The organism is Cytophagaceae bacterium (genome assembly GCA_016722655.1).
GTDB lineage: Bacteria > Bacteroidota > Bacteroidia > Cytophagales > Spirosomataceae > Leadbetterella.
In genome coordinates this window covers 1,898,262-1,910,943 of record JADKIR010000004.1, presented here as the reverse complement: position 1 = coordinate 1,910,943, position 12,682 = coordinate 1,898,262, and the positions used below count along the sequence as shown (strand labels likewise).

9 protein-coding genes are annotated in these 12,682 nt (G+C 42.8%); 2 read left to right on the top strand and 7 right to left on the bottom strand.

The annotated features are described in order from the left end of the window. Positions 1 to 26: 26 nt before the first annotated feature. The 7 genes from IPP61_08755 to IPP61_08725 all read right to left on the bottom strand — a co-directional run bounded on the left by IPP61_08755 (position 27) and on the right by IPP61_08725 (position 8,614). Complete coding sequence (locus IPP61_08755; GenBank protein ID MBL0325254.1) at positions 27 to 1,073, bottom strand: BatA domain-containing protein; 1,047 nt, start codon at positions 1,071 to 1,073, stop codon at positions 27 to 29. Next, entirely contained in the window at positions 1,061 to 1,930 is an 870-nt protein-coding gene (locus IPP61_08750) for a DUF58 domain-containing protein (GenBank protein MBL0325253.1), read from the bottom strand. The genes IPP61_08755 and IPP61_08750 overlap by 13 nt, the downstream gene beginning before the upstream one ends. A gap of 12 nt (positions 1,931 to 1,942) precedes the next feature. After that, positions 1,943 to 2,917 (bottom strand): MoxR family ATPase, encoded by a 975-nt coding sequence (locus IPP61_08745; GenBank protein MBL0325252.1) that lies wholly within the window; start codon positions 2,915 to 2,917, stop codon positions 1,943 to 1,945. A gap of 4 nt (positions 2,918 to 2,921) precedes the next feature. Further along, the gene (locus tag IPP61_08740; protein ID MBL0325251.1) at positions 2,922 to 3,536 is read right to left on the bottom strand and encodes a DUF4159 domain-containing protein; all 615 of its coding nucleotides are present in this window, start codon (positions 3,534 to 3,536) and stop codon (positions 2,922 to 2,924) included. Between the two features lie 436 nt (positions 3,537 to 3,972). Continuing rightward, a complete protein-coding gene (locus IPP61_08735) occupies positions 3,973 to 5,289 on the bottom strand; it encodes a TldD/PmbA family protein (GenBank protein MBL0325250.1) in 1,317 nt (438 codons plus the stop codon). Positions 5,290 to 5,378: 89 nt separating this feature from the next. Next, positions 5,379 to 7,022, bottom strand: coding sequence for a TldD/PmbA family protein (locus IPP61_08730; protein ID MBL0325249.1), 1,644 nt, complete (start codon positions 7,020 to 7,022; stop codon positions 5,379 to 5,381). A 410-nt stretch (positions 7,023 to 7,432) separates the two neighbouring features. Beyond that, entirely contained in the window at positions 7,433 to 8,614 is a 1,182-nt protein-coding gene (locus tag IPP61_08725; GenBank protein ID MBL0325248.1) for an ATP-binding protein, read from the bottom strand. A 294-nt stretch (positions 8,615 to 8,908) separates the two neighbouring features. Between IPP61_08725 and IPP61_08720 the strand changes: the two genes are divergently transcribed. Together IPP61_08720 and IPP61_08715 are read left to right on the top strand one after the other, a co-directional pair. After that, on the top strand, positions 8,909 to 11,227 hold the full coding sequence (locus IPP61_08720; GenBank protein MBL0325247.1) for a PSD1 domain-containing protein: 2,319 nt from the start codon (positions 8,909 to 8,911) through the stop codon (positions 11,225 to 11,227). Positions 11,228 to 11,230: 3 nt separating this feature from the next. Then, positions 11,231 to 12,682, top strand: a complete 1,452-nt coding sequence (locus IPP61_08715) for a DUF1501 domain-containing protein (GenBank protein ID MBL0325246.1) — start codon at positions 11,231 to 11,233, stop codon at positions 12,680 to 12,682.

Sequence of the window (12,682 nt, the reverse complement as noted above, 5' to 3'; positions counted from 1 at the left end):
ATTCTTTCCCAATTTTTTTAAACCTTTCATTTATTCTTTTTAATCGAAAAATATCTTTCTGTTGCCACTATAACTAAAAAAGCCAAAGCCCAATAAACCTCATAAAATTTGTTTTTTTTAGGAAAATAAGCGGGATTAACTTCAAAACCGGCCTTCATTTGACTGACTGAAATTTCATTATTTTCAGGTTTTAATGACCAAATATTCAGCAGTTTATCCAGCAGCTTTTCAGGCAAAGCACCTTCAAAACTCAGATTTCCCATATCGGCATTTATGGTTTCAATCATTTGGGTCTTTGTGTCAGTTATTTCCAATTCATTTTTTGAAATTTCAAAAATCAAATCAGGTTGTTTTTCGTCGGTTTCGAAAACCAATCCATACACTTTCCAGATACTCTTTAAGGAGTTTTCAACCTTGCCCTTTTCTCCTACAATTTTATATTTTATGCTTTTATTTTCAGTCAGTTGTACATTTTGGAGACCGTTTATGGTTTCACTTTTTTTCAAAGTATTATTTTCTACATAATAATAGTTTTCACCATTTTTCAATACTCCATTTTTCTTATTTTCCTTCTGATTTCCAAAAAGTATTTTGGCCGTGTCAGGTAAAAAAATACTGCTTTCAGTCCTGTTTTTCTCTAAAATCAGCGTGGCATTTTTCTCTGTAAAAAGATATGGGTTTTTGTTTATAAAATACTGTAAGCCAGATTTTTGATCAAAGGCTATCACCTCTGAAAAATTTCCCTCTCTATTATTGATTTCAAATCTAAATTCCTCCTTAATACCCGGGGTATTTTGGTAAATCAAAACTTCTGATTTCTTAGTTTTTTTTTGAAAATCAAAATAAGGTCTGGCCAAAAAAGTCGTCAGAAAAATCACAGCCAAAATCCTGAGTACCAGCAACCACCATTCCTGAAAATTAAGCCCTCGTGCCACCGTTTGTTGTTGCTCCATGAGCCACCTCATAGCCGCCCATTGTACCACTGTGCTCTTTTTCCGGTTCCAGAGATGAATCAACACCGGAATCCCCACAGCCGCACCGGCCCAAAGCATATTTGGATTTAAAAACTCCATTTTATCTTGCTGAGGGTTTGGGTTAATATTTCGGCAACAGGCGTGTCAAACGTGAATCTGGAATAGTGGATATGCTTGTCTGTAAGCACTTTTTCAATTTCTGAGAGATAATTCTGAAAAGAGACCTTATACTTTTCTCTGATATTCCCCGCCGAAAGCTCCAGTTCTTTACCGGTTTCCAAATCCCGAAACCGATGCATTTCTTTGAAGTCGGGGTCCAGCTCTTTCTGTCCCAAAAGCTGCAAAACTATGATTTCCTTCCCGGGCATAGCCCATGACTTAATCTCATTCGCAAAATCCAAATCATCAGAAAAAAGGTCGCTTACAACTACAATTAATTCCTTTTGTTTGGTGGCAAGCACACCCTTATTTATGTTGCCTAATTCCAGCTTCTCTCCTGCTTTCAGATTTTCAAGCTGATAAAGCACATTTCTGAATGCCTGTTTTCCGGCAGGTACCAACAAGCTTATCTCTCCATTCTGAATTACGCCCAACTGTACATTATCATTCTGAATATAAGCCATATAGCCCAAAGAAGCCAACAATATTTTTGCTATCTGTAACCTCGTGACCTCACTTTCGGCATAATTCATGGAGCCGCTCAGGTCCAATAACATCGTCACCGTAAGTTGACTTTCCGAGGTCGATTCTTTTATCTGATGTTTTCCGGTGCGGGCAAAAAGCTTCCAGTCGATACGCTTGGGGTCGTCGCCTGCCACATAATGTCGGTATTGCTCAAATTCTACCCCCACGCCAGTTCTTCGGCTGCGATGCATGCCTAAAGCCACCTGCTCGCTCACCAGTCTGGCGGCAAGTTGAAGGTTTTTGATTTTTACGATTTCCTGGTTGAGCAACATCCCGCAACAGGCTTATTTTTGAGTAATTATTTGTCTGATCACATCATCAGTACTGATATTTTCAGCCTCAGCCCTGAAGTTCAGTGTCAACCTGTGTCTCATGATCGGATACGCCAGTTTCTCCAGATCCTCCGGTATCACTGCATACCTGCCATGAATCACCGCCCGGGCTTTTGCACAAAGTATCAAAGCCTGTCCTGCACGCGGGCCGGCTCCCCAGTCGCACCAGGTTTTTACATAATCGAGCTTGCTGGTCTCCGGCCGGCTTGATCTCACCCAATTATTGACAGTTTTTAGTAATTCTTCATCAATAAAAACTTCACGGGTCAAGGTTTGTAAGTCAATTATATCTTTACTGCTCAATACTTTTCCAACAGACCCAGAAGCCGTTCCGGTCGTAAGTTTCAAAACTTCAAGCTCTTCATTTTCAGCCGGGTACCCCAGTTTAATATACATCAAAAACCGGTCAAGTTGGGCCTCCGGCAACGGATAGGTACCCGACTGCTCAATAGGGTTTTGCGTAGCAATAATCAGAAATGGTCGCTCAATGGGGTAATTGGTGCCGGCATAAGTCACCTTGTATTCCTGCATGGCCTCCAGGAGGGCCGCCTGCGTTTTGGGCGGAGTACGGTTTATCTCGTCGGCCAGTACAATATTGGAGAAAATCGGTCCCTTGTTAAATTTAAAAAACTTCCTGCCCGTTTCATGGTCTTCTTCCAGGATTTCAGTACCCAGGATATCCCCCGGCATCAGGTCGGGCGTAAACTGTATGCGTTTAAAATCCATATCGAGGGCCTCCGCCAGGGTCTTCACCATCAGTGTCTTAGCCAGACCCGGTACTCCTTCGAGCAAGCAATGCCCACCGGCAAGAAACGAAATCAGAATTTCCTCCACGGCCTCCTGCTGGCCCACAATTATTTTTCCAATCTCCGTCTTAAGAGCCGGCAGCTTGCTCACTAGCGTTTTGTAATGTTCTTTGGTTTCCAATTTTTTAGCGTGTTAAAGCGTAATTTATGATGTTGACACCAAATTTGGTGTTGTCTTCTGCCAGCCATCTTTTGTTTCTGAAATCATAGTCCCACTCACAACCGTAATCTTTGTTGGAGTACAGCAAGCCTATCCTGCCACCCACCGTGATGGCCTTCAGGTAATCGTGCACCAGGTCGTCGCCCCAGCCATTTAGCTCAAAACTCGTGGTAGGCGGACCTTCAAACTCGAAGAAACTACGATAAATTTCGTGGTCATTGGGGATTTTTTTCAGGGCATTTTGGCCAAAAATACGGCCCATTTCCTGCTCAAAAGACTTGGCAAAAAGCCCGTCGATGTCGTGGTTGCAATCATCCACAAACAGAAAACCGCCGTTTTCCACATACCTTTTCAGTGCCTCGCGTTCCTGGGCGTTAAACTCCACCAGCTTATGCCCGCTCAGATAGGTAAAAGGGCTTCTAAACAGGTTTTTATCCGTCAGAAAAATCACCCTTTCCTTTTCGTCGATGGGTATGGTCGTGTATTCCACCAGCGAATTGAGCAGATTGGAGGGCATCTGTTGGTCGGTGTCCCAATCGCCTGACTGGTATTGAATACGCGTAAAAACGAAAGGTTTCAATAGCTTTTTCTTTCTTTTTAAGATGGAAATTTATGAAAAATGATGCAGATTTTTCCGAAAAATTGATGAAAGGAGAAATTTAGGTGGTGTTTCAGGAGATTTGGGATATTATTTTGGGCAGCTGCCCACGCAAAGGCGTGGTCACCGGGCTCTCCGCACTCGCTCCACGCTTAGGCGTGGGAGCTCAAACAATGCTCCGATCCCTGCTGCGGGGATGGAGGTTTTCGAACACATTTGTTACAATGAGCTTGTCAAAGCGTACTCTCTTTTGTGGCTTCGACAGGCTCAGCCAGACACTGTTTGTCACACTGAGCTTACCAATTGTAAACTTTCCAGTGGCTTCGACAGGCTCAGCCTGACATCGTTTGTCACACTGAGCTTGTCGAAGTGTAAAACTTTACAATGATTCCTCCAGGCTCAGCCTGACAATTATTCCCTACACCGCATCACTCAGACTCGAGAAGGTGAAGTCTCTGATTTTGAGGGGCGGCACCAGATTGCCACTCACACGCACAGGTTTGCCCATTTCCTCCAGGTTGTTGAGCATTATCACCGGGCTTTCATTGAATCTGAAGTTTTTTACGGGGTATTTTATCTTTCCGTCTTCGATGTAAAACGTTCCGTCGCGGGTAAGACCGGTATAGAGTAGGGTCTGAGGATCCACAAATCTGATATACCACAGGCGGGTCACCAATATGCCTTTTTTGGTTCCTTTTATCATTTCGGCCAGTGATTTGTCGCCTCCTTCCATGATAAAACCTGCTGGCGGCGGTATGGCTTTCACACCCTTTTTCTCTGCCCAATACCTCGAATAGGTCATATTTTTAACTATTCCTTTTTCTACCCAATAAACCTTTTCCTGCGGGCGACCATCACCACTAAACGCCGAGCCGGGCAAAAGCGGATTTTGAGGGTCAGAGTAGATATTTACCCTTTCGTCAAAGAGTTTTTCGCCTAATCGGGTACCGCCACCTTTTTTACTTAAGAAACTGCGGCCTTCGTCGGCATTGCGAGCGTCCATGCTACGCATCATATTTTGAAGTAAATCTACCCCTGCGGCAGGTTCCAGAATCACCGTATATTTCCCCGGCTCCAAAGCCTGTGCCTTTACCGAAGCCCTGGCTTTTTGTGCCGCTACCTCTGTGGCCGATTTAGCTTTCAGGAGACTCACATCATTGAAGTCTTGCAAGGCATATCCTGATCCGAGGCCGTCGTCTGTTCTGACCGTCACCGAAAAATCAACTTGTGATTCTTTGTTATATGCAAACAGCCCCTTATTGTTGCCCATAGCGGCAAATCCGCTGCTATCTTCCAGATAACCGGCTGCTATGAGTCCGTTTTTGGCACAAACTCCTATACTGTCGGCAGCAACTTTTGCTCTCAATTCAGGCGTAATATTGGCCGTAGCCTGGGCAAATGTCTGATTGTCCACATATACCGGTGGACCAAGGGTAGGAACATAGTCAGGGTTTTCGGGAGCAAGTTTTGCAATCTCCTCGGCTCTTCTTACAGCTTTTTCAAGTGAGGCATCATCCAACTCATTGATGGTGGCTGTACCGGACTTTTTTCCAAATCCTGAAGTGACTGCAAGAGACAGATTTTCTGACTCCCCTGCCGTCGAAACCGTATTGCGGGCATAACGAATATTGCCTCTTCGGCCACCACTGAGGGTGACGCTTATTTCATCAGCTTTCGAAAAACCAATCACTTTGTCGATGATCTTTTTGGCTTCTTCTTTTGATAATATTTTCATAATTTTTTTAGTTAACAGGGAGTAGGTAATAGTAATTTTTGACCGGTCTGACCTTCGGTGCTGACCTACTTTATTCTTTCCAACTCTTTTTAAATCTTCCTTCCGGTATTGATCACATTTACACCATTAAAGCGGGTGGTAGAGCTTCCGTGCGACACAGCCGAAACCTGAGAAGGCTGACCTTTGCCGTCAAAGAATGAACCGAAAGTTCGGTAATCGTCTTTATCGCATATTTGTACACATGAATTCCAAAACTCCTGTGTATTTGACTGATATGCCACATCTTCCAGCATTCCGGCGATTTCACCGTTTTTGATTTCATAAAACAGCTGCCCCCCAAACTGGAAGTTATAACGCTGCTGATCAATAGAATAAGAGCCGCGACCTATGATGTAAATCCCTTTTTCTACACCTTTAATCATGTCGTTCACGTTTAACTTTTCGGTGCCGGGTTTCAGAGAAACATTGGGCATCCGCTGAAACTGCACCGAGCTCCAGTTGTCGGCATAACAGCAGCCATGCGACTCATTTTCACCCAAAATATTGACCTGGTCTCGGATGGCCTGATAGTTGACCAATGTTCCGTCTTTGATGATATTCCATTCTTTACATGGCACGCCTTCGTCGTCATAACCCACTGTACCGAGGGCATTAGGTTGGGTTTTGTCTGCCACGATATTGACCAACTTGCTGCCATAGTTAAAGTTGCCGGCTTTCCACTTGTCTAGTGTGGCAAAGCTGGTACCTGCATAATTGGCTTCATAACCCAGTACGCGATCGAGCTCGGTCGGGTGACCCACAGACTCATGTATAGTAAGACCAAGGTGGTTGGGGTCAAGTACCAAATCATATTTTCCCGCTTCTACGCTCTTGGCTGTGATTTTTTCTTTGGCTTGTTGTGCCGCAAAAATGGCATCTTCAACCATGTCGTAGCTGTTTCGATAGCCTACGAGATTTTTTGGTCCGGCAATTTTCTCCGATGCCAGACCATCAAGATACTCATATCCCATGCCCATTGGTGAGCTGAGGGCATCGCGGGTTTTAAATTTCCCTGCCGCTTTATCAATTGCAGTTACCGTAAATGTGGGCCAAATTCGATGCACATCCTGATCGATATAAGAGCCATCGGTGCTGGCAAAGTATTTTTGCTCGTTGATAAAAAACAGATTTGAGGTAACAAAAGCTGCCCCGTTTTTCATTGCTTCGCCATTTACCTTCATCAGCAGGTCAATTTTTTCCTGCACGGGTATCTGAAAAGCATTTTTCTGAATGGGCGTATTCCAGGTTACTTCACCCACACCTTTTTGAGGAGCGAGTATAACCGGCTCGGTTTGCATTTTTGAATTGGCTTTGGCAATCGCTACAGCCGTTTCGGCACATCGGGCAATACCGTCAGCCGAAACGTCGCTGGTGGCAGCAAAGCCCCAGGTACCATTGGCTATAACTCTGATTCCGACGCCATACGATTCGGCATTCACAATATTCTGCACGCGGGTCTCACGTGTGAAGAGGTACTGCTGTAGATACCTGCCTATTCTGACATCGGTGTAAGTGGCTCCCTTGGATCGGGCGGCATTTAGGGCGATGTCGGCAAATTTCTTTTTGGTCGCAATGTCCACCGTATTTTCTGCCATAAGTTCGGCAGTAGTGGCCTGACCAATTATCGGGATGGACGTGGCAGCAAAGGCTCCAAGCCCCATTCCGGTCATCTGAATAAATTTTCGTCTATCCATTAGGGTTAGTTTGATGATAATAAAGATTTGTAAAAGTATTCTTTTTTTTGAAAAATGAAACCACCCATTGTGATTTTTGGAAAATCTATCGGTTAAGGGGCTGAATGGGTCGATTATTTGATTGATCTGATTTACGATTGATTCGATTGACGATTGATTCGATTGACGATTAATTCGATTTGGGATTTACGATTAACTCAATTTACGATTGATTCGATTTGGGATTTACGATTGGGGGAAATTTTTTAAATGGGGAATTTTATACAAATAATGTTAAAAAAATATACAGAGGCATCGAAATGGGAATGAAATGCGTCTATATAGATGAGTTTTTTTATTTTAAGGATAAAAGAATTAATAACTGGGATTAGAACAGAATTGCGGCTCATATTTTTTAGGCCGCAATTTTTTTATCCTTCAATTAATTTCAAAAACTCCAAAATACCCATTGCTTCTATTTCAGCATTCATAGGAAAAGTCTCCGTTCCGTTATACAAGAGAAATTTGCGGGTTGCTTTAATGTCTTCACTTGCTCTTATGAAGCCCACAGGCACTTTGGGGGTGAGATTTCTTTTTATTTCAATTGCCCATATTTCATTACCTTTTTCCAGAATTAAATCTATTTCTGTTTGTTCTGCCGAGCGATAATAACTTGCTTGCCATTGATCAGACAAGGAATTTAAAATATTTTCGATCACAAAACCTTCCCATGAATACCCCACAACCGGGTGTCCTAACAGATGCTGGAAGTCCTGAATCATAAGAAGTCTATGAAGTATGCCTGAATCTCTGATATATACTTTTGGAGACTTAACCAATCTCTTTTTGGTATTGCCTGACCAAGTTGGCAACTGCCTGACCATAAACAGTTCCGTCAAGATATCCAAATAATTTCGGGTGGTGGTATGGCTTACATCCAGGCCTTTCCCCAGAGCTGAAAGATTAAGTTGTTGTCCTTGAAGATGTGCCAGCATGGTCCAAAAATTTCGCATTCTGGATGGTGAAATGCCCAGACCTGCTCTCGGAATATCTCTTTCCACATAGGTAGAAATAAAGCCGGTTCTCCAGTCCCAGCTTACATTTTCGCTATTGGCAAGAAAACTATCAGGATATCCCCCTCGTAACCAAAGTTTTTCCAGAGAAAAATTAAAATCTTGACTTTCAACAAGTTCCTTTATCGAAAAAGGAGTCAGTTCCAGATACAAAATACGACCAGCCAACGTTTCAGAGCTCTGGTTAAGCAAATCTCTCGAAGCTGAACCCAGAAGCAAAAATTGGGCATTGGGTTCACCGGCCCGTTTTCTTTGATCGATTATCACCCTCAAAGTTCTGAAAAGATCAGGCATTTGCTGCACTTCATCAATAATGATAAGTTCGTTAAAATGTACCTTTAAAAATGCTTCCGCATCGAGGAGTTTTGAGCGATCAGCATCAGACTCCAGGTCAAGATAGATTGACTTTTTGGCAGTAAAACTTTCTGCAATCTTTAATGCCAAAGTAGTTTTTCCAACCTGTCGGGAGCCCAAAAGAGCCACCGCGGGAATATTACTTAATGCATCTTTTAGCCTATTTTCTAATTCTCTCGAAATCATATTTCCAGATTTTTTTGCAACAAATATATGATTTTTTCTTGCAAATTGAAACTTTCACTTTCAAATTACAATATTTTGAGTGAAATTCTTGCAAATTGAAACTTTCACTTTCAGATTACAAAAAATAAAATCAAAAATCTGTTTTCAAAAATGGGTTCCGGATAGTTTTTCCAGACCTTATTAAATTTCCATGAAATAAAATCCGGCTAGAAATTGAATTTATTTAATAAAAAATTTTATTAAATATAGAAGTTTTATTAATATTGTTAAGATATACAATTCTAAACCCTATTAATGGAAAAACTGCTAAAAATCCTGATTCCCGGGCTTCTTATTGCATTGACCTATTTTCAGATGCAGTGTACCACTTCTGAAGGACATAGTTTGCCTGACGTAGTGGACTATAATTTCCACATTCGTCCGATTTTGTCAGACAGGTGTTTTCATTGTCATGGACCCGATGCCAATAAGAGGGAGGCCGACTTAAGGCTGGATACCGAAAATGGGGCTTATGCAGCATTAAAAGATAATCCCGATGCTCATGTGATTGTTAAAGGAAAACCTGAGCTTTCTGAGCTTTATCTTAGAATCAGCACTTCAGATACTTCCTTGAAGATGCCGCCACCTTCATCTAATTTAAGCCTTAACGAGGAGGAAATAAAAATTATTAAAAAATGGATTGAGCAGGGAGCTCCTATCAAAAAACACTGGTCTTTCCTAAAACCTGAAAAATCAAAGTTGCCCGAAGCTAACGAGGAATGGGTTAGAAATCCAATTGACAACTTCATTTATGATAAAATGAAATCTGCAGGGTTGAAGCCATCTGAAGAAGCGGGAAAAGAAACGTTGCTAAAGAGACTGAGTTTTGATCTGACTGGCTTACCACCGACCATCGAAATGCAGGAGGCATTTTTAAAAGACGAAAGCCCGCAGGCCTATGAAAATGTGGTAAACAGACTTTTGTCTGATAAACATTTTGGAGAAAAAATGGCCATAAACTGGCTGGATGTGGCTCGTTATGCCGATTCTCATGGGTATCAGGATGATGGCCTGCGTACTATGTGGCCATGGAGAGACTGGGTTATTCATGCTTTCAATTCCAATTATTCTTACAAAAAATTCATAACCTGGCAGCTGGCGGGTGATATTCTTGCCGAGAAAATGAAGGGGCACCCAAAAGCCAAAGAAATGATACTAGCCACGGGTTTTAACCGCAACCATAAAATCACACAGGAGGGTGGAGTAATTGATGAAGAATATAGGGTAGAGTATGTGACCGACCGTACCAATACTTTTGGGAAATCAATGCTGGCTCTTACATTGGAATGTTCCAAATGCCACAGTCATAAGTTTGACCCAATAAGTCAGGAAGAATATTTTGGCACCTTTGCTTTTTTTAATCAGGTGCCCGAAAAAGGCCTCTTCGGTACTATAGATGCTTCATTTGCCGATCCACCCAATATGCGAATCAAAGATGAAGACATAAAAAGCATTTTTAAATTTATCAATAAAAAAGATACTGCCCGGCTGGATGTGATGGTCATGAAAGATTCTTCAAAAATAAGACCTACCTATTTACTGGAGAGAGGCAATTATGATGCCCACGGAAAGGTGGTAGATTTTGGACCACCGGCAGCCATTATGCCATTCAGAGGATTTGAAAAAAATCGCTTGGGACTGACTCTATGGATGTTTGATCCGCAAAATCCACTGACCTCAAGGGTTTTTGTGAACAGAATTTGGGAGCAGTTTTTTGGAAGAGGCATAGTAAAAACTCTGGGTGATTTTGGAATGCAGGGAGAGCTGCCAACTCATCCTGAACTCTTGGATTGGTTATCGGTTGACTTCAGAGAAAATGGATGGAACATGAAAAGACTTGTTAAACAAATCGTGATGTCGGCCACCTACAGACAGTCATCCACTGTAACTGAAAAACACCTCAAAACCGACCCTGAAAATAAATATTTGTCGAGAATGTCCAGGTTACGATTTCCTGCAGAAATCGTCAGGGATCATGTGCTGGCTACTTCCGACTTATTGAATCAGGAAATAGGAGGTCCAAGTGTGAAACCTTATCAGCCGAAAGGCCTCTGGGAAGTGGCTACTTCGGGAAGAGGCACCCTAGCCAGATATGTTCAGGATCATGGAAAAGAATTGTATCGAAGGGGTATGTATGTTTTTATAAAACGTACCGTGCCACCGCCATCGATGCTTATTTTTGACGCCAGTAACCGCGACCAATGTGAGGTGCAAAGAGGCCGGACCAATACCCCCTTGCAGGCATTGGCCATGCTCAACGACCCGCACGTACTGGAAAGCTCCAGGGTAATGGCTCAGTCTGAATTATTGAATAAAAAAACTATCGATAAGGCTCTTACTGATGGTTTCAGGAAAATTGTATGTAGAAAACCCTCCAGTGATGAACTGAAGATATTAAAGGCTTATTTCGAAGACGAAATGAAATATTTTCAGAAAAATCCAAAGAAAATAGAAGCCCTGAAAAAGATAGGAGAATACGAGAACAAATCGGTAAAAAACAATATTGAACTGGCCGCACTTTTACAAACCTATCAGATGATTTATAATATGGAAGAAACCCTGATCAGAATCTAAATTATGGAAAATGAATTTTTGAAAAACCGGCTGAATATTACCCGCAGGCACTTTCTGGGCAAAGCGGCAGTGGGTCTGGGCTCTGCGGCCCTTGGTTCACTTTTAATGCCGGATTTATTTGGGTCAGGGGAAACTTCAAGTGCATTTCCGGTGGGCTTACCGCATTTTGCTCCAAAGGCAAAAAGAATCATCTATTTGTTTCAAAATGGGGCTCCTTCTCAGCTCGAAAGTTTTGACTACAAGCCACTTCTCAACAAAATGGCCGGGCAAGATTTACCTGAATCCATCAGAAACGGCCAGCGGTTAACAGGTATGACTTCCGGACAAAAGAATTTTCCGTTGGTAGGTTCTTATTTTAAGTTTAATCAGCATGGAAAATCAGGAGCCTGGATAAGTGAACTTTTCCCCAATATTGCAAAAATCGCCGATGATATTTGTATCGTAAAAACAATGAATACCGAGGCTATTAATCATGATCCAGCACTTACTTTTTTACAGACCGGTGCTCAGGTGGGAAATCGCCCCAGCATGGGTGCATGGCTAAGCTATGGTCTGGGAAGTGAAAATCAAAATTTGCCGGCATTTTGTGTATTGCTGTCAAGAGGACGAGGCAATGGTCAAGGGGTCTATTCAAAACTATGGACCAACGGCTTCCTGGATTCGACCCATCAGGGAGTAGTTTTTTCGAGTGGAGAAGAACCCATTTTATATCTCAATAACCCCGAAGGAACCGACAAAGAAGCCCGCAGAAGAATGCTGGATAAACTGGCAGAACTCAACCATTTGGGTTTTGAACAAAACAAGGATCCTGAGGTGGAGGCCAAAGTTAAGCAGTATGAAATGGCCTATAGGATGCAGACCGCCGTACCTGAGCTCACCGACCTGAGTAAAGAACCTGATCATATCATAAAAATGTATGGGCCCGATTGTCTTGTGCCTGGCACTTATGCAGCTAATGCACTGTTGGCCAGAAAATTATCGGAGTCTGGGGTGCGATTTGTTCAATTGTACCATCAGGGTTGGGATCAGCACGGAAATCTCACCGGTGAGATGCCCCTCCAGGCCGAAGATGTGGACAGAGCATCGGCAGCATTGGTGATGGACTTAAAGCAAAGAGGCCTGTTAGACGAAACACTTGTGATATGGGGAGGCGAGTTTGGCCGTACCAACTACTCACAGGGAGCTTTCGGAAAAGATAACTACGGACGCGATCATCACCCCAGAGCTTACAGTATCTGGATGGCAGGAGGTGGGGTAAAGCCCGGAATAGTGTATGGTGAGACTGACGATTTTGGCTATAATATCATCAAAGACCCCGTACATGTGCATGATTTTCATGCCACGGTACTCCATCTGATGGGTCTCAATCATGAAATGCTCAACTATAAACACCTTGGTCGCAGGTATCGCCTGACCGACATTGCTGGCAAATTAGTCCCCGGAATCATCGCCTGA

What these genes read in the sequence shown, in the direction of transcription:
- IPP61_08755 (MBL0325254.1), bottom strand. Translation starts at nt 1,073, where the DNA reads ATGGAGTTTTTAAATCCAAATATGCTTTGGGCCGGTGCGGCTGTGGGG.
- IPP61_08750 (MBL0325253.1), bottom strand. Translation starts at nt 1,930, where the DNA reads ATGTTGCTCAACCAGGAAATCGTAAAAATCAAAAACCTTCAACTTGCC.
- IPP61_08735 (MBL0325250.1), bottom strand. Translation starts at nt 5,289, where the DNA reads ATGAAAATATTATCAAAAGAAGAAGCCAAAAAGATCATCGACAAAGTG.
- IPP61_08730 (MBL0325249.1), bottom strand. Translation starts at nt 7,022, where the DNA reads ATGGATAGACGAAAATTTATTCAGATGACCGGAATGGGGCTTGGAGCC.
- IPP61_08725 (MBL0325248.1), bottom strand. Translation starts at nt 8,614, where the DNA reads ATGATTTCGAGAGAATTAGAAAATAGGCTAAAAGATGCATTAAGTAAT.
- IPP61_08720 (MBL0325247.1), top strand. Translation starts at nt 8,909, where the DNA reads ATGGAAAAACTGCTAAAAATCCTGATTCCCGGGCTTCTTATTGCATTG.
- IPP61_08715 (MBL0325246.1), top strand. Translation starts at nt 11,231, where the DNA reads ATGGAAAATGAATTTTTGAAAAACCGGCTGAATATTACCCGCAGGCAC.